We start from the raw sequence: 16,869 nt of genomic DNA, 5'->3' as shown, positions 1-16,869 counted from the left end.
TTTTTGACGATGAAAGCCCTTCGTTTTGAACAATTCGGTACGCCGGATGTCCTGACCCATCAGGATATCCCCGTTCCCGCCCTCAATGCCGGCGAGGTGCTGGTCAAGGTCCGTGCGGCGGCGATCAATCCGAGTGACGTGAAGATCGTCAGCGGCCTGTTCGGCGGCTCGGTTCCGCGCACGCCCGGCCGCGATTTTGCCGGTGTTGTCGTCGGAGGCGACCTTGCCGGCAAGGAGGTCTGGGGGAGTGGCGCCGGCTTCGGGTTCCGGCGCGATGGCGCGCATGCGGACTATGTCGTTCTGCCTGCAAGCTGGCTGTCGGAGAAACCCGCCACTCTGTCGATGGCCGAGGCCGCGGCGGTCGGAGCACCTTTCGTCACGGCCTGGCATGCGCTTGTCGATGTCGGTGCGCTAAAGGCGGGCGAAACCCTGCTGATCACCGGTGGCCTCGGCGCCGTCGGGCGCGCCGCCACGCAGATCGCCCGTCACCTCGGCGCCCGCACCATCGTGGCGGCGAGAAACAAGGCCGCGAACGAGGCGGACGACTTCATCGACCTCTCGAAAAAAGACCTGCCGGAGGCCGTCCGCGCGGCCACCTGGGGCAAGGGCGCCGACGTGGTGCTCGATGCGGTCGGTGGCCCAATGTTCGAGCCGGCGCTCAAATCACTGGCCCTGGGTGGCCGCCAACTCGTCATCACCAGTGTCGGTCAGAAGCGCGTCGAGTTCGACCTTGCCGACTTCTATCACAACCGCTCGACACTTTTGGGCGTCGATACCGCAAAACTCACGGGCGAGGAGATCGCCGGCATTCTCGACCGGCTCAAGGCAGCGTTCGACGGCGGCGCCTTCAAGAAGCCGCCGTTGCGGGAATGGCCGTTCGATCAAGCCGCCGACGCCTATCGCAGCACAGCGGCGGGCGAAGCGGCGGAAAAAAATGTCCTCGTCATGAAATGACGGCCGTGGCCGACCTTGGCGGAGGCTACCACCGATTGGAATAGGTCATGTCGTCGTCTTCGGCCTGATTTTCGAAATGCGCAATCAGGAAGCGGCCCGCTGGACCGGGGGGAACATCGGTGCGGTGAACCGCCTGGAGCCGGTAGGGGCCACCCTTGCAATCCGGCATGTCGAGATGGACCAGACGGCCCGTCCGGATATCCTCGCGCACCATGGGCTCGGGCATGTTGCCCCAGCCCATGCCCTCCTTCAAAAGCATGTGTTTGGAACCCAGGTCGGCCAGTCGCCAGGTACGTGCGCCGACGACCCCCAGCTGAAACCCTTGCGTCAAGGTCGAGCGGTCAGTCAGCACGAGCTGCACATGTTCGCGCCCGGCGCCCGGCAGGTTTTTTCCCGCCTTCGCCAGAGGGTGCGAAGGTGCTGCCACCGGAATGAGGTGGACGAAACCGGCGCCGATCCGCTCCAGCCCGTCGACCTCGATGTCGAGCGGGCCGCTGACGCCGATCACCGCCGCCCGGTTCAGCACCATTTGCGTGACCGCCCCCAGAGCCTCGACATAGAGATGCAGCGTCACGGAGGGGAAGGCTTCGCTGAAGGCTTTCAGGGCATCGGTGACGCGCGAGGCGGGCAGCATGACATCCAGCGCGACGTGAATTTCCGGCTCCACGCCTTCGAGCATGGCCCGCACTTTGGCACGCAAGCCATTAATGCCGTTCGAGACGATCCTCGCCTCCGCCAGCACGGTGCGCCCCTCCGTCGTCAGCTGCGGCTTCTTCGTCGTGTCGCGGTCGAACAGCGAGACGCCGAGTTGCGCTTCGAGATTGGCTATCGAATAGCTGATCACCGACGTGGCACGCCCCAGCTTGCGCGCGGCCCCTGCAAAACTCCCGACATCCACCACCGTGAGAAACACCTTGAGCTGGTCAAGGGTGGGCATGCCGGGATTCTGCATATCTATTTCCTCGAACGTTCCTGTCCAATTTATGTCAGTTTTTTCCGCAAGCCACCAGCGGTAATTTGAAGCTCGACAGCAACATCCTCCTCGCCTTCCGGCTGAAGTGGGGATCGTTGAAGGAGCTCAAAATGACATTCGCTTCGAATGCCCGAATAGAACAGATCATTCTTCCGGCGACACGCGATCTCGGCGGTTTTTCGGTGAAACGCGCGCTACCCTCGCCGCTGCGGCGGACCGTCGGTCCTTTCATCTTCCTGGACAGTTTCGGGCCTGTGACCTTCGGCGCCGGCGCCGGCATCGACTCCCGGCCGCACCCGCATATCGGGCTTTCGACGATCAGCTATCTGATCGACGGCGAGATCATCCATCGCGACAGCGAGAACTACGTCCAGAAGATCAAGCCCGGCGAGGTCAACGTCATGACCGCGGGACGGGGCATCGTCCATTCCGAGCGCAGCAGCGACACGCTGCGGGAAGCGGGCGGGCGGCTGTTCGGCTTCCAGAGCTGGGTGGCGCTGCCGGCAAGCCATGAGGAAACCGACCCCGGCTTCCAGCATCTTGGCGCACACGAACTGCCGCGCGTCGAGGGCGAGGGCATCGACATGCGCCTGATCGCTGGTTCGCTGCATGGCCGGCGCGCGCCGACAAAAACCTTCTCCGACCTGTTCAATGCCGATGTGGCTCTCGTCTCCGGCGCACGCTTTCGCATCGACGGGGAGCATATCGAGCGGGCCGTCTTCGTCGTCAGCGGCGCCATCGAGGTCGCCGGGCAGGACGAGCGTTTCACGGCGGACCAGTTGATCGTCTTCAAGCCCGGTTCCGAAATCGTCCTCAAGGCGATCGGCCCGGCGCGGCTGATGGTGCTTGGCGGCGAGCCGCTCGCCGAGAAACGGCACATCTTCTGGAATTTCGTGTCGAGCCGCCGAGACCGGATCGAGCAGGCGGCCCGCGACTGGCGAAACCGGGAGTTCCCGGGCGTGCCGGGAGAAACCGAGTTTACGCCGCTGCCCGATGGGCCGGCAAACATAACGTAACCCCAACCCAACGAACCCAAAGGAAAGCGAACATGACCTACGCAATCATCGGCTCGGGCGCGATCGGCTCGGCTCTCATCACGCATTTTTCGGCAAAGCGCATACCGGTCAAGGTGGCCAACAGCCGGGGCGCGGCATCCCTCGACGCCGTCGCCGGGAAACATGGCGACGCAGTCATCCCTGTCGAACTCGACGAAGCCCTGGCGCAGGATATTGTCATCCTCGCCCTGCCGTTCACGGCGGTGCCAGACCTTGCAAAGGTGCGCAAGGACTGGTCGGGCACCATCGTCGTCGACGCGACGAACGCGATCCAGTTCCCCGAATTCCGTCCCGCCGATCTCGGCGGCAGACTGTCGAGCGAAATCGTCGCCGAGGCTCTGCCCGGCGCGAAAGTGGTCAAGGCCTTCAACACGATACCGGCCGCGGTTCTGGCCGCCGATCCCGTCGAGGCCTCCGGGCGCCGGGTCGTGTTGCTGTCGGGCGATGATGAGGCAGCCAATGCCAGCGTCGTCGGCCTGATCGAGAAGCTGGGTTTCGCTGCGCTCAATCTCGGCAGCCTCAAGGCGTCCGCGCCCGTCCAGCAGTTCGGCGGTCCGCTGGTCGCCGTCAATCTGATCAGGAAGGGCTGACGGAGCCTTTTCGCCGCACGGTCGATACGCTTCACATCCAACGCGAAAAGCCCTCATCGCACAAACGATGGGGGCTTTTCGCGTTGGGATTCACTGCTGCCGATCAAGGCCACCACCGGTCACAGCTGGCGAGAAACTATTCGAAATTATAGAGCGTTATTGTCTATTTTATTCGGCTTTTACGATGAGTCAGGTGACGCCATAGTGCTTCTCACAGGGCGGCCGTGGTGGCCTGCCGATTTCGAAAAGGATACGAACATGTCGCACACAGCAATCGCCCGCCAGGTAGAAGACCTGGCCTCTTCCGCCGCCGTACAGGCTGTCCTGCCGACCGCCGGCCGCATTCTCATCAGCCTGATTTTCGTGCTTTCCGGTCTGAACAAGCTTGCCGCTCCGGCCATGACGATCGGCTACATCGAATCCGTCGGCCTGCCCTTCCCGACGCTGGCGTATGGCACGGCACTCATCGTGGAAATCATCGGCGGCCTCGCCCTTGCGCTGGGTTACCAGACACGCCTTGTCGCCGCCGTGCTCGCCGTGTTCTCGGTCGCGACCGCCGTGAGCTTCCACAACGATCTCGCGGACCTCAACCAGTTCGTCCACTTCTTCAAGAACATCGCCATGGCCGGTGGCCTGCTGAATGTCATCGCACTCGGCGGCGGCAAGTTCAGCATCGACGGCTGGCGCCGCTAAGCGGGTGGATCACGCCGGCCTCGGGCCGGCGTTCTCCCGTTCCGTCAAATCCCCCAAAACATCGATCGAACAGAAAAACCCATGCGCATTCTGAAAATTCTCCCGCTGGTGGCCGCGCTCCTTGTTGGCCAAGGGGTCATGGCGGCACCGGAAAACCAAGAAACGGCAATCGCGGTCAAGTGGTACGAAGCCTTCGACCGGAACCAGCCGGAAATCCTCGAAGCCATCCTTTCCGACACCTGGCGCGACATCCCCGATGCACCCGATGCCGCGCCTGGAGCCCAAACTGCAAAGTCCCTTCTGAAGATGCTTCACACCGCCTTCCCGGACTTCCGGATCGCAGTCGAGGACATCGTCGCGGAGGGCAACATGATCGTTGTCCGGTCGACCATTTCCGGCACGCAGACAGGACCCTTTGCCGGTCTTCCGGCATCCGGCAAAAAACTCCGAATTCAGGCCGTCGACATTCACCTCGTCGAAGGCGGCAAGATCCAGAAAACCTGGCATACCGAGGACTGGATGACAGGCCTGCGCCAGCTCGGCGCCTTCGGGCGGTAAGACTTCATTTCAAAATGCCGGCAGGTGCAAATTCCCTGCGGCACTCCCCAATCAAAACCAATCAGGAGGCAGGCCTTGCCTGCCCAATGGAGAAAGCCATGACGTACGTCGTCAAATACAGCCAATGGGGCGGCCCGTCCGTCCTGCACGTCGAACAGGAAAATACCCACGCACCCGGCGCCGGCGAGGTGCTGATAAAGCAGGACGCCATCGGCGTGAACTTCGTCGACACCATGTTTCGGGACGGCACGTTCAAAGTCGGCCTGCCGGCCGTAGCTGGGGTCGAGGGCGCCGGCATCGTCGAAGCGATCGGCAAGGGAGTCAGCCGTTTTGCCGTCGGCGACCGGGTTGCCTATTTCTTCGCACCCGGCAGTTACGCCACATCCCGTGTCGTGAACGAGGACGTCCTCGTCAGGCTGCCGGATGACGTATCGACCGAGACGGCCGCAACCCTTCTCACAAAAGGCCTGACCGCCTGGATGGCTATCAACGCCATGGCGAAGCCAAGCGGCTCGGATATCGTCCTCGTACAGGGCGCGACGGGTGGCGTGGGCAATCTGCTCGCCCGCTGGCTGCGGGCGCGCGGCTTCACGGTGATCGGAACCGGTTCCCGCCACAAGCTGCCGGCCTTGCGGGAGGTCGTCGATCACGCCTTCGCCTATGACACTACCGGGCTTGATGACCATATCCGCAGGCTCGCCCCCAACGGCGTCGACATCGTTTACGAACTGGTCGGAGCAACGACCTTCGCCACCACGCTCAAGGCGATCCGCGATGGCGGAACGATCGCCGTGATCGGAGCGGCCTCCGGTGGTGCCGCCATCGACGAAGCTGACCTCAGCCGGCGCGGCATCCGCCTGGTGCGCGGCAGCACCGCCCAGCATGTGACGAAAGACAATCTGCAGGTCGCCGCGGATGCGGTGTTCGCAGCCTGGCGGACCGGCGTGTTCGGCGCGGTCACCGCCCGGAAGTATCCGCTTTCCGAGGCACAGCAGGCGCATGCCGACATTCTCGAACGCCGCAACAACGGTCCGATGGTTCTAGTTCCCTGAACCTCTTCCCCAAAGGAACCGTCATGTCCGATTGTGACAATCTGCATCCCGTTTTCTGGGATGTCGCAAAGAGCGACACTATCACCTGCCGTCCGCGCCGACGCCCCCGCCCGTCCCTGGTGGAAGCCCTTGCCGTGGTCGTTGTCCTGCTGTTCGTCCTCGTCACCAACTTTGATCGATGGACCAGTGATGCCAAGGCGGAGGCACCAGCAACGGTTAGTGCTCTCGCCGATCCCGGGTCGGGTTACGCCGCCGCCCATTGCCGGCAAGCCTCGATGCTCGGCGACTGCTGACGAGCCGATGGCGTCACCGCGAAAGGTGGCGCCATTTCACCATGCGTTCGCGGAGATCGAGCACATCACCATCGGCGCAAAAGCTGCCATCGCCGCGATGGTGCAAGGTTCGCCGTTCCTTACGGACCGGGTCGATCCACAGCTGCTCGGCCTCAAGGATGAAGAGGTTGTAAGCCTCGACGAGGCTGGTATCGGCAACCCTGCATTCGATGTTGACGAGGCACTCCTTGATCAGCGGTGCGGCCACCGTGCGGGCCGGCTGCTGCGTCAGGCCGAAGCGCTCGAACTTGTCGACCGTGTCACCCGAGCAGTTGCCGATATCGACGACCGTCTCCGCAAGATCGATGGTCGGGATGGCGATAACGCATTCACCGGTTGCCCGAAGCGCGCGGTGGCTGTGATCCCAGGGGCCGATGATGCAGCCGATCAACGGTGGCGCGTGCTGGATCATCATGTGGAAGCCCATCGTCATGATGTTGGGCTTGCCGTTGTGGCGGGTCGTGACCAGCACGATCGGGCCTGGCTCGAGCTGGCGATAGGCCTCAGAGGCCGGTACTTCCTTCATGGGGAAACTCCTTGATGCTCGGCCTCCCCGTCGTGGACGGGAAGGCCGATGGTTCACGATGCGAGATGGCAGCTTACCAGCCCTGTTCGACCGGCAGGACGAAGAGCTCGGCCACGTTGACATGAGCCGGCGCCTGGGCGGCAAACAGGATGGTCTCGGCAACGTCGGCGCCTTGCAGGAAGGTCATCTGCTTTGCGAGATCATCCATCTGCTGGCGATAGCCGGGATCCGTGATCTGGTCATAGAGCTCGGTCGCGACCGCACCCGGCTGGATGCAGGTGACGCGGATATTGTGCTTCTGGCCGACCTCCATGCGCAGGCCGTCGGAGAAGGCGGTCACGGCATGCTTCGTCGCGCAGTAGACCGACAGTCCCTTGAAGACCTTGCGACCGGCGATCGACGACGTGTTGAAGATATGACCGGAATGCTGCCTGATCATCTGCGGCAGCACGGCTGCAGTGGTGTTCAGCAGACCCTTCAGGTTGACGTCGACCATGCGAAGCCATTCGGAGGTCTTGAACTGGTCGATGTCGGAAAGCGGCATCAGGCCGGCATTGTTGAAAAGAATGTCGATCGTACCATAGGCATCAACCAGTTTTTTGACGCCAGCCTCGACCGAGGCCGGGTCGACCACGTCCATATCGATGACCAGGGCTTCGCCGCCCTTTGCCGTGATGTCAGCCTTCAGCGCTTCCAGCCGATCGGTGCGCCGGGCGGCAATACCGACCTTCACGCCGGCGGCAGCCAAGGCCAGGGCCGTTGCGGCGCCGATGCCGCTCGAGGCGCCGGTGATCAGCGCGACTTTTCCGTTGATGTTCGTCATGATCTGTCTCCTTGTTGCTTGCGAACCCGCTCCGGAAGCGGAGAGGCATTCGCGTTCGACAAGGAGAACTCTAGTAAACCCGAGCTTTCCTCTCTCCCGGCGCCTTGCCGTGACTGTCGGGATCTTGCTCTATTCGTGGTCGGCAGGGCCGGACGACCCTACTCTCTGCGATAGTCGCTCGGCGAGAGACCCGTTTCACGTCGAAAGATCTGGGCGAAATGGCTAGGGCTGGAATAGCCGACGGTCAGGCCGATCTCGATGATGCTGGCATCGGTTTCCTGCAAAAGCTGCTGGGCCTTGGCCACCCGCTGGCGGATGAAATAGTGCGAGGGGGGAAGGCCCGTCGCCTTCTTGAACAGCCGGCTGAAATGAAATTCGCTGATGCCCACCGCCTGCGCCAAGCGGGCAAGGTCGAAAGGCTCTTCCAGCCGGTCTTCCATGAAGGCGATCGCCCGCCGGAGCTTTGCGCCGGGCAGGGCGTTTTGTGCGCGCATCTCCGTGTCGGCAGTCGCATAGTGGCGGATCAGATGGACGGCCAGGCTCTGCGCCAGCCCTTCGACATAAAGTGGGTTGCCGCCGCCGTCTGCCGCCAGCTCTTCATGGAGAAGACCCAGGATGTACGACAGCGTCCCGTCACGGCCGCCGGATACATCCTGTAATGTCACGTTGGCGCCGGCCTTGCCGTGCATCGCCTCGGCCACCCTCTCGAACAGCGGCACGGAAACATAGAGATGCATCACCCGAAAGGGTTTTTCACCCTCGGCCTGCCATCGCATTTCGTAAGGTACCGGCGAGCATGTCAGGAAGAAATCGCCAACCTCGACGCGGTTTGCCGTCCATTCGCCGCGAAGGTCCCGCTCTTCCACCACGGCGCTGCCGGACATGATCCAGACGATGAGCGGCTCCGCAACGGCGGGCACCAGGAACGGGTGCTGAACGCGGTTGCGGGAGAGCACCTGCACGAAAACGTCCTTCCAGGCTGGTCCGTCGCCGCTGATCAGCGTGCTTCCACTGATGTAATTTTCGAGCCCGATCGGAGAGGTCCGTTCGGGAATGGGCAGACTGACGGATGGTTCGTCCAGGGCCATGGTCATCTCCCGATCGGTGGCCTCATGCCAATGTGGCGCTGGAAACAAACATATCCAGCGCCACGAAAACGGAATGTCTGGCCTGTCCCGCCTATTCCGGCATCTTCCCGCCACGATAGAGAATCATGCCGGCGTGATGGAGTACCCCGCCGATGAAGTCGCCATCGGCGGTGAAGCCTGTATCATCCCAATAGTCGATGTGGTTGCCGCGAACCTCATATCGACCCTGGTAGGCGCTCTCCCGACGGCCGCGCGCCTCGTCATAGCGGCCGTTCGGCAGAAGGTTGTGGCGAATGCGGCCATCCTCGGTGATCCACATGCCGACATAGGGGTGGTTCTGGTCGGGGGCGGTTGCGTTCATCTGGGAATATCCTTCCTGGGCGGGAGCCATGCACAACAGCATTGCGGCAAGCCCCATCGTTGCAAGTCTAAAATGATTCGACATCCCGGCCTCCGCTCACATGCTGGCGGTCGGCCGGATGACGATTTCGCTGGTATCGACATCCGCCGGCTGGCCGATGACATGGGCGATCGCCTCCGCAATGGCCTCCGGCTTCAACGCGATCCGGCGATTGGCGACCATGGCTTCGGCCGCGGTGGCATCGGTGATGGTGTTGGCCAGTTCCGATTCCACGACGCCCGGATAGACGCAGGTCACCCGGATCCGGTCGTTCTCCTGCCGCAGCCCGTCGGAAATCGCCCGCACCGCATATTTGGTGGCGCAATAGACGGCGGCGGTCGGCGAAACGGTGAGGCCACCGACGGAGGACACATTGATGACCTGCCCGGCGCCCTGCCGGTTCATCGCCGGCAGCACGGCGGCGATGCCGTAGAGCACGCCCTTGATGTTGACGTCGACCATGCGGTCCCATTCGTCCACCTTCAGCGACGCCAGCGGCGACAGCGGCATGACGCCGGCATTGTTGATGATGACGTCGATGCGTCCAAAGGCATCGAGCGCTGCATCGGCGAAGGCCTGGACGTCCTGCCGGGAGGTAACGTCGAGACTCCGGTAAAGGACCTTGCCGCCGGCAGCGGTAATTTCTGCGGCCAAGGTTTCAAGACGGTCGGTGCGTCGTGCGCCGAGCACGACCGTCGCGCCGGCCTTGGCAAGGGCGCGCGCCACTGCCTCGCCGATGCCGCTGCTGGCGCCCGTGACGAGAACGATCTTGTTTGTGATGTTGCTCATGGAAATGATCCTTCGTTTTGAGTTGGTTGGTTCAAGCAGAGAGCCGGGTGAAGTTGTTGAGGTCGAGATCACCCTCGACCAGATCGGGGATGCGAGCGATGAAGGCCTGCATGTGCGCAAGCGCGAAGTGCCCTTCGAGATCACCGGCGGAACGCCAGTTTTCGTAGACCATCCACAAGTCGGGATCGTCGTTCGACCGATGCACATCGTAGGACAGGCAGGCCTCTTCCTCGCGGGAGGGAGCGACGAGGGCCAGAAGGGCCTCGCCAAGGTCCGCTGAACGACCGCTTTGGGCGCGAATGAACACGAGGTTTGTGAAGTTCGACATTGCGTGTCTCCTTTTTGGGAAGCTTGGTAGCGGGGTTGGATTCGATCTGGGCAGGCGCGCTAGGCCATTTGCGGAAAATCGGTGCTGCGGCTGACGTCCTCCCATTGCCGGACATCGTCATCGAAGCGATCGAGGCGGGTGCGGGCGCGCTGCAGCGCATCGCTGCCGAGCAGCAGATCAAGCGGCGGCTCCTCCGCATCGACAGCCGCGAGAATGGCCAGCGCTGCCCGCTGGGGATCGCCGGCCTGCCTGCCGTCCTTGCTGAGGAGACCATCGACCGCCCGGCCGCTGGTGGCGACATAGTCATCGATGGTCGCGCCGCTGCGCAGGACAGACCGGTCCGACAGGAAGTCGGTGCGCAACGAGCCGGGTTCGACAACCGTCACCCACAGCCCGAACGGCGCCAGTTCCTGGGCGAGCGCATAGGAGATCGCCGACAACGCTGCCTTCGTTCCAGCATAGATCCCGGAACCCGGCGCCGGCGCGATGCCGGCGATCGACGCGACGTTGACGATGTGCCCCCGCCCCTGCCCGCGCATTCTGGGAAGCGCGCGGCGAATGATGGCGAGTGGAGTGAAGAGGTTGACCGCGAAAATGTCGCGCACCTCACGATCATCGGCCGCTTCGACCGGGCCGAGAAGACCATATCCCGCATTGTTGACCAGAACATCGATCCGGCCATGCAGCGCAAAGGCCGACGCCAGCGCCTGATCGATCGATGCCGCATCGCCCATGTCCAGCGGCAGCACATGCAGGCCCTGCGCTTCAAGCCCCTCCGGCGCGGCACCGCTGCGCGTCGTGCCGATGACCGGATCGCCGCGCTCAAGGGCTGCCTGCGCAAGGGCATATCCGAGCCCCCTCGATATGCCGGTAATGAACCAGACCCGCTTTGCCATGACCGTCTCCTTCCGTGCGGCGATGTCCTTGACTGGTTCGCCGGCTCTGGAAGGAAGATTAGGCCGGGATGGCGCGGCTTATAATCCAACGCCTTTCAACAGGGCTTGTTAGCTGGAGGAACACAATGCCCTTCCCTTTCAAGCTGGAACAAGCGAAGAACTGGACCAGCTTGTGCCGCCAGCGACATTGGCGGCTGGTGCAGGGGATGAGGCTTCCGAGAAGGTCAGGAGGTCGAGTTCCGGTTCGGCAAGATGGCGCAGGAGGCTGTAATATCCGTCCATGCGCGCGTGGCAGAGATTATCCCGCAGATCCGCCCGTGAGCGCCACGTCTCGTAGATGCACCAGACACCGGCCTCGTCCTGCGAACGGTGCACGCGGAACTGAAGGCAGCCCGCTGCCGCGCGGCACGGTTCGACAAGCCTTTCGAGCGCGCGCCCCAGGGCCTCCGACAACCCAGGACGGGCACGCAGGATCGTAATGTTCGTGAGGTTTTCCATGACACGCTCCCGATCTCTTTCGACGAAATCGTCGTCGTTGTTTGCTGATGGACGGGAGTATGGGTGACGCGGCAGCAAAGGATAATCGACGGAATTCCACCGTTCTTTGTTAGCCGAGAGCGTATAATCCGGCGACTTCTCTCGCTGAGAGAAGGTGCACCCTACTGCTCCTGCCGTGCAGCACCTCGCACCGCGTCGATGAAGGCACGCAAGGCGGGCGCCATCTGTCTTTGCTTGGGATAGCAGAGGAAAAATCCCGGATAGGCTTCGCAATAGGCATCGAGCATCGTGACGAGCCGCCCGTTCGCGATCAGGTGATCGGTTTCCCGGTTCGTCGCAAAGGCGATGCCCGCACCATCCAGGCACGCCGAGAGAACCATGCTCCGATCATTCGTAATGATCGGCCCCTTCACGACGAGCTCGAACCAGCCGCCGTCCCGGTGGAACTCCCAGGCATAGGGAAGGCTCTGGCCCGACCAGCGCCAGAGAAGACACGTGTGGTTCAACAGGTCTTCCGGCGTTTCCGGCAGGCCGTGTTGTGCAACGTAACCGGGCGTCGCCACCGGGCGCTGGCAAAGGGCGCCGCCAACCTCGACCGCGATCATGTCCCGCTCGATCACCTCGCCTGGACGGATGGCGACGTCCCATCCGCCGGCGACGATATCGACCACCGCATCGTCGACGGTCACATCGACCGTGATCTCGGGATAGGATCGGCTGAAAGCGCCGAGCATCGGCGTGATGAAGGCCTGCGCCGCCGCACGCGCGGCATGCACACGCACCGTGCCGGCCGGCGTGTCGCGGAAACGTACGGCGCTGTCGAGCGCCGCGCTGATTTCATCCATCGCCGGGCGAAGGCGCAACAGCAGGGCTTCGCCGGCCGGGGTGAGAGCGACACTGCGCGTCGTGCGATTGAGCAGACGGATGCCCAGCCGCTCCTCCAGCGTGCGGATCGTCTGGCTGAGCGACGACGGCGTGATGCCGAGCCGCTCCGCCGCGCGGCTGAAGCTCAAGAGTTCAGCAACAGTGACGAAGGTTCGCAATTGCGCGAATTCGCTTCCTTGGACGGTCGGCGTCATCGTTTCCTCGCAGGAAATGAACGGCGGCATTGTTTATCGATACCAAACAATCTCGCCGCTTTCACGCCGATTTTTAACTCAGCGCGACATTTTCACTGCCTGCCCGCCGTGTTTTTCCGTCAACCGGGCTCGAAACCGCGCAGGGCAACAATCCGCGATCCCGCCGCGGCCTGTCTCTGCCTGGCCAGGGGAGCATAATCCGACGAGGCGAACAGATCCTGGATCGCCTGCATGCTCGGGAACTGGATGATCAGCATATTGCTCGCCTCCCAGCCCTCGAGTCGCAGGGGCGCATCATCCAGAGCAACGAGCCGACCGCCGGCCTTGGCGACAAGCGGCAGCGCCTTGGAACGATAGTCGGCGATCGCATCATGATCGTGAATGTCGAGATCGACAACGAGATAGGCTGGCATGACAAGCTCCTGTTTGAATGGCCCATCCCGGAATTCAGTTGGGCAACATTGACAGGATCGAACCTAGCTCCAATGCCGACGCGGCTCTCCCGCGGGCTTGCGGTAGTCGTCGGGATTTTGCGCATTAGCGGTCGATGCAAGGCGAGGAAGCCTCCGAGACCGGGGTGCCCGCCCTCATGCTCCTTCGACAGGCCGATGATATGTTCGCCTGTGAAACAGGTTGTGCTTCATTCTCTGGAGGGGCGAGGCGAGCGACACGAAAGAGGATGCAAAGTTTGAATTGACCCCTTTCGATGGCGAGGCGATACTTCAACCCGTAACAAGGCGGGAGGAACAACAATGGACGAGCCAGACCGGTGGCGCCACATTGCAAGCGCGCCGAGAGACGGTAGCCGGATCCTCGTCACAGTTCGTTCGTCCGAACAAGGGCCGGCAGAAGTCGATGTCGCCTATTGGTCGAATGGCGATCGGTTCGGCGCAGAAGGCTGGCGCGCCTCCGATTCCGCACCTGGCTGCATCATTGAATATGCCGAGCCGGAGCTGAAGTGCTGGATGCCGATGCCCTCGGCCAATCTAAGCCGCGCCTCCACGCCGTCGCCCTGGCAAGGCCAAGACACCCAGCAACTCGATGGGTCAGGTATCTGACGAACCCGCTCCGCTGTGTGGCAAGTCATCGATTCTGGCGACCAATTAGATCGGTGCAACCGCTAGAAAAACAGCGCCCGGCAAAATGATGGCAGATCGCCGATCAGCAAAGCTGTGGTTCGCTTCCTCGCTTGTGGCACCGTTGTCGCCGAGGCTGCAGCCCAAAACCGCTGAAAGGAGACGCGACAATGCCCAAGTTTATCACAATCGGATATGGCGACGCGGCCGACTACAACCGCACGGCCCAGTCCGTCAGAGACGCCGCGCATGCCCAGGACGATAAATTAAGATCCGAGGGCGCTGTGATAGGGATCGCCGGCACACCGGTTCAGGTTCGCAATCCAGAGGCCGTTGGCGTGGAAACCCGCGATGGACCGTTCATGTCGTCCGCCTTGCCAATCGCCGGTTTCGCCATCATCGAGGCAGCCGACTTGGGCGAAGCTATCAAAAAGGTTTCGGTCGTGCCCTGTGCAGTTGCACATGGCGTCGTTGAAGTTTGGCCATTGAAAGAAACAGTCTGATCCGAGCCGCAACGTGTTCAGGGAAAGCTCCCATCAACCGACCCTGCGGTGAGAACGGATCATGTAGAGCTTCCGATGAGCCCGACATCTCCAGCGTTTCCCGTCCACCCGCGACCAGATCGCCAACCTCTTTCACATTCCCCACCATGAAATCGCATCCAAGGATTGCCGCGGACTGAGAATCGGAGTCACTGTCACGCGCGGTGCTGCTCTCAAAGCAGGACGCTCCAGCGAGACGTCTCATATCATGGGGTGGCCTTGCAGGCAGTAAGCGCTACTCCACAATAGGACTTGCCGGTGTGTTCAGCACCTTCGCGGCCGATGTCCAGCAGCTCTATTTGGATATCGACCAAAAGCGAACCGCCACTCTACATCGTCATCAAGACGGCCAGAGGAGCGCTCAAGCAACGGCTTCTTGGCTTTGAGCCGAGCGCCGCATTCGACGCTGCCGGAGAGTAAGGCGTCATTGGCCTTTCTCCTGGGGACCAGCCGGCTCAGTTTGAGTAGGATGGGCTCTGGATTCCTTTATTTCGTTTGTCTTTTCGGGAACACCGGCTTCCATTTTTCCCTGACAAACTCCAGGAGGGGTGAACCGTCCGGGTGGCCAAAATCTTGATATACGGTTCAAAGCTGCCCTTGTTCCGTCCGGGAACGTCGCTTCCCCAGCGCAGCTCCATCGCGAGGCGTAGAAAACAGACGAAACCGCGCAATCTTTCGATGCGCGGCTCCATTTTGTTTGATAGCTACCCGGCTAGGCCGGGAGCTGGAAGTAGGCGTTGGCGGCGAGGACGACGGCGAGGCCGGCGGCGAGCGCTGCATAGGGCAGGATGCCGGCTTTCTTGATGCCCAGATCCTGGCCGACGAGACCGAGGTCTTCCATGGCGCCGACCGGGAATTTTCCACCGTCACGCACATAGTGGCGATAGGCGAAGACCGGCAGGATAAGGGCGGCAAAGATGAAGCCGACCCAGAGCGCGTTGGAGTAACCCCAGACCTTTGCACCAGCGCCGAGGAACAGCGCGTTGACGAAGGCGAGAACGGTGTTGAGGCCGATCAGCCAGGTCGGTGCTTTCCACGGGCGCGGGATATGGCCGGAATCCATGCGGTGGATCCAGCCGGCATTGAGGTTGAGGAAGTTGAAGATGATGTAGCCGACATTGGAGACGGCCAGCACGAAGAAGTAGCCGGCCACGTCGGAGGCGATGGCGAGCAGGATGAGATTGAAGGCGAAGTCGGTCCACATAGCGCGGGTCGGCGCGCCATGTTCGTTGACGTGGTCGAGGTACTTCGGAAGCCAGCCGTCCTTCGAGCCCTGATAGAGGGTACGCGACGAGCCGGCCATTGCGGTCATGATGGCGAGGAACAGCGCCATGATCATCAGGAGAACGAGGATCTGGGTGACGATCTGGCCGCCATGGACGAGGCTGGCCAGCGCTTCCGCGACGCCCGTGCCATCGACGATGCCAGGGGCAAGCATGCCCGCATGGCCGAGAACGCCCTGGAAGGTAAAGGGAATGAGGAAGAAGAACAGGCAGCAGAGAAGGCCGGAATAGAAGATCGCCTTGAACGTATCGGTTTTGGGGTTCTTCAGTTCGCGGGTGTAGCAGACGGCGGTTTCAAAGCCATAGGTCGACCAGGCGGCGATATAGAGGCCGCCGAGGAATAGCGTCCAGCCGCCATTGCTCCACACACCGTCGATCCCGGAATAACCGGCTGTCGGCGGAACGAGGTTGGTGACGTTGGCGCTGTCGATCTGGCCGGAGAAGATCGGGTACAGGCCGATGACCAGGAGCGGCAGCAGGACGATAAGCGCGAGCCATTTCTGGACGTTCGCCGTTCCCTGGATGCCGCGATGCTGGATCGCGAAGATGACCAGCATCAGGATGCCGCCGATGACGAAGGTGGCGTTGAGGTTTGCCGTGGCAAGGAACGGAATGTCGAAGGTGAGCAGCGACCAGTTGCGGATCGCCGGTGTCAGGGCCGCAACGGCATCGGTCGACAGCAGGGCGGAGATGGCGTCTTGCGATGTCTTGCCGGCATTGACGGCAAGCCATTCGACGACGCGCGGGCTTTCCGCCGTCAGCGTTGCCATATTGGCAGTGACCCATTCCATGACGGCCGGGGACGTGGCGCCGGGAATGGGGAACAGCGCATTGAGGATATAGCCCGCCGCGATGGCGCAGCCGAGCGACAGAACCGGCGACCAGGCGAACCAGTTGCACCACACCGAGAGCGGCGCGATGAATTTCGAATAGCGCAACCAGGCAGTGGCGCCATAGATCGAGGCGCCACCCGATTTGTTGCCGAACATGCCGGCGATTTCGGCGTAGGTGAAGGATTGCAGGAAGCCCATCACCATGGAAATGATCCAGACCACGAAGGCGAGCTTGCCCGTCGTGCCTGCAATGCCGCCGATGGAAAACAGCACGAGCGGGGGCACGCCGGCGGCGACCCAGAATGCCCCTTTCCAGTCCAGCGCACGAATCAACCCCGTGCCCGAGGTTGCCGATCCCTCGGTCTCAACGATAGATGCCATAAACAGTCTCCTCGACCAGTTTTTGCCGTGAAGCGCGTTTGCGCGCATTCCCAATCTGATGGTTCTCGCTGCGGTTTTTCCGCTGGATGGCGCCTGCGTTTTCGCAGTGTCACCACCTGT

General features: G+C 62.2%; 21 protein-coding genes. 9 read left to right on the top strand and 12 right to left on the bottom strand.

The genetic code is table 11. From position 1 onward, the window contains the following. The first annotated feature begins 9 nt into the window (after positions 1–9). The gene (locus tag AC1RT2_RS18930; RefSeq protein ID WP_493104320.1) at positions 10–954 is read left to right on the top strand and encodes a quinone oxidoreductase family protein; all 945 of its coding nucleotides are present in this window, start codon (positions 10–12) and stop codon (positions 952–954) included. 25 nt (positions 955–979) lie between these two features. Here the strand turns inward: AC1RT2_RS18930 and AC1RT2_RS18925 are convergent, their stop codons facing one another. Continuing rightward, a complete protein-coding gene (locus AC1RT2_RS18925; RefSeq protein WP_493104318.1) occupies positions 980–1,906 on the bottom strand; it encodes a LysR family transcriptional regulator in 927 nt (308 codons plus the stop codon). Between the two features lie 131 nt (positions 1,907–2,037). Between AC1RT2_RS18925 and AC1RT2_RS18920 the strand changes: the two genes are divergently transcribed. The 6 genes from AC1RT2_RS18920 to AC1RT2_RS18895 all read left to right on the top strand — a co-directional run bounded on the left by AC1RT2_RS18920 (position 2,038) and on the right by AC1RT2_RS18895 (position 6,168). Further along, positions 2,038–2,943 carry a pirin family protein gene (locus AC1RT2_RS18920; RefSeq protein ID WP_493104316.1) on the top strand — a complete coding sequence of 302 codons (906 nt, stop codon included), beginning with the start codon at positions 2,038–2,040 and terminating at the stop codon, positions 2,941–2,943. 32 nt (positions 2,944–2,975) lie between these two features. Continuing rightward, positions 2,976–3,572 carry an NADPH-dependent F420 reductase gene (locus tag AC1RT2_RS18915; RefSeq protein ID WP_493104315.1) on the top strand — a complete coding sequence of 199 codons (597 nt, stop codon included), beginning with the start codon at positions 2,976–2,978 and terminating at the stop codon, positions 3,570–3,572. Between the two features lie 258 nt (positions 3,573–3,830). Continuing rightward, positions 3,831–4,265 carry a DoxX family protein gene (locus AC1RT2_RS18910; protein ID WP_493104313.1) on the top strand — a complete coding sequence of 145 codons (435 nt, stop codon included), beginning with the start codon at positions 3,831–3,833 and terminating at the stop codon, positions 4,263–4,265. Positions 4,266–4,346: 81 nt separating this feature from the next. After that, positions 4,347–4,823, top strand: a complete 477-nt coding sequence (locus tag AC1RT2_RS18905; protein ID WP_493104312.1) for an ester cyclase — start codon at positions 4,347–4,349, stop codon at positions 4,821–4,823. 98 nt (positions 4,824–4,921) lie between these two features. Further along, positions 4,922–5,875 carry a zinc-binding dehydrogenase gene (locus AC1RT2_RS18900; RefSeq protein ID WP_493104310.1) on the top strand — a complete coding sequence of 318 codons (954 nt, stop codon included), beginning with the start codon at positions 4,922–4,924 and terminating at the stop codon, positions 5,873–5,875. Between the two features lie 23 nt (positions 5,876–5,898). Beyond that, positions 5,899–6,168, top strand: coding sequence for a hypothetical protein (locus AC1RT2_RS18895; RefSeq protein WP_493104308.1), 270 nt, complete (start codon positions 5,899–5,901; stop codon positions 6,166–6,168). A gap of 13 nt (positions 6,169–6,181) precedes the next feature. On the opposite strand, the gene AC1RT2_RS18890 is transcribed toward AC1RT2_RS18895, so the two are convergent. The 10 genes from AC1RT2_RS18890 to AC1RT2_RS18845 all read right to left on the bottom strand — a co-directional run bounded on the left by AC1RT2_RS18890 (position 6,182) and on the right by AC1RT2_RS18845 (position 13,047). Further along, positions 6,182–6,733, bottom strand: coding sequence for a flavin reductase family protein (locus tag AC1RT2_RS18890; protein ID WP_493104306.1), 552 nt, complete (start codon positions 6,731–6,733; stop codon positions 6,182–6,184). Positions 6,734–6,806: 73 nt separating this feature from the next. Beyond that, positions 6,807–7,556 carry an SDR family oxidoreductase gene (locus tag AC1RT2_RS18885; RefSeq protein ID WP_493104304.1) on the bottom strand — a complete coding sequence of 250 codons (750 nt, stop codon included), beginning with the start codon at positions 7,554–7,556 and terminating at the stop codon, positions 6,807–6,809. A 158-nt stretch (positions 7,557–7,714) separates the two neighbouring features. Then, a complete protein-coding gene (locus AC1RT2_RS18880) occupies positions 7,715–8,644 on the bottom strand; it encodes a helix-turn-helix domain-containing protein (RefSeq protein WP_493104302.1) in 930 nt (309 codons plus the stop codon). 91 nt (positions 8,645–8,735) lie between these two features. Further along, positions 8,736–9,035: an Atu4866 domain-containing protein gene (locus AC1RT2_RS18875; RefSeq protein ID WP_493104589.1), complete on the bottom strand. Its 300-nt coding sequence runs from the start codon at positions 9,033–9,035 to the stop codon at positions 8,736–8,738. A 66-nt stretch (positions 9,036–9,101) separates the two neighbouring features. After that, entirely contained in the window at positions 9,102–9,833 is a 732-nt protein-coding gene (locus AC1RT2_RS18870) for an SDR family oxidoreductase (protein ID WP_493104300.1), read from the bottom strand. A 31-nt stretch (positions 9,834–9,864) separates the two neighbouring features. After that, complete coding sequence (locus AC1RT2_RS18865) at positions 9,865–10,161, bottom strand: putative quinol monooxygenase (RefSeq protein WP_493104297.1); 297 nt, start codon at positions 10,159–10,161, stop codon at positions 9,865–9,867. A gap of 59 nt (positions 10,162–10,220) precedes the next feature. Then, a complete protein-coding gene (locus tag AC1RT2_RS18860; RefSeq protein WP_493104295.1) occupies positions 10,221–11,057 on the bottom strand; it encodes an oxidoreductase in 837 nt (278 codons plus the stop codon). A 138-nt stretch (positions 11,058–11,195) separates the two neighbouring features. Next, the gene (locus AC1RT2_RS18855; protein ID WP_493104293.1) at positions 11,196–11,555 is read right to left on the bottom strand and encodes a putative quinol monooxygenase; all 360 of its coding nucleotides are present in this window, start codon (positions 11,553–11,555) and stop codon (positions 11,196–11,198) included. Positions 11,556–11,716: 161 nt separating this feature from the next. Then, on the bottom strand, positions 11,717–12,634 hold the full coding sequence (locus AC1RT2_RS18850; RefSeq protein ID WP_493104291.1) for a LysR family transcriptional regulator: 918 nt from the start codon (positions 12,632–12,634) through the stop codon (positions 11,717–11,719). Positions 12,635–12,753: 119 nt separating this feature from the next. Beyond that, complete coding sequence (locus tag AC1RT2_RS18845) at positions 12,754–13,047, bottom strand: DUF1330 domain-containing protein (RefSeq protein ID WP_493104289.1); 294 nt, start codon at positions 13,045–13,047, stop codon at positions 12,754–12,756. Between the two features lie 339 nt (positions 13,048–13,386). Between AC1RT2_RS18845 and AC1RT2_RS18840 the strand changes: the two genes are divergently transcribed. Both AC1RT2_RS18840 and AC1RT2_RS18835 read left to right on the top strand, forming a co-directional pair. Next, positions 13,387–13,692 carry a hypothetical protein gene (locus AC1RT2_RS18840; RefSeq protein WP_493104287.1) on the top strand — a complete coding sequence of 102 codons (306 nt, stop codon included), beginning with the start codon at positions 13,387–13,389 and terminating at the stop codon, positions 13,690–13,692. Positions 13,693–13,880: 188 nt separating this feature from the next. Beyond that, entirely contained in the window at positions 13,881–14,213 is a 333-nt protein-coding gene (locus AC1RT2_RS18835) for a YciI family protein (RefSeq protein ID WP_493104285.1), read from the top strand. A 751-nt stretch (positions 14,214–14,964) separates the two neighbouring features. Here the strand turns inward: AC1RT2_RS18835 and AC1RT2_RS18830 are convergent. Continuing rightward, positions 14,965–16,749 (bottom strand): trimethylamine N-oxide permease, encoded by a 1,785-nt coding sequence (locus tag AC1RT2_RS18830; protein WP_493104283.1) that lies wholly within the window; start codon positions 16,747–16,749, stop codon positions 14,965–14,967. Between the last annotated feature and the right edge of the window lie 120 nt (positions 16,750–16,869).

The sequence above is a fragment of the Shinella sp. GW821-FHT11G07 genome, from assembly GCF_058808115.1.
This window is presented reverse-complemented; position numbering and strand designations above follow the sequence as displayed.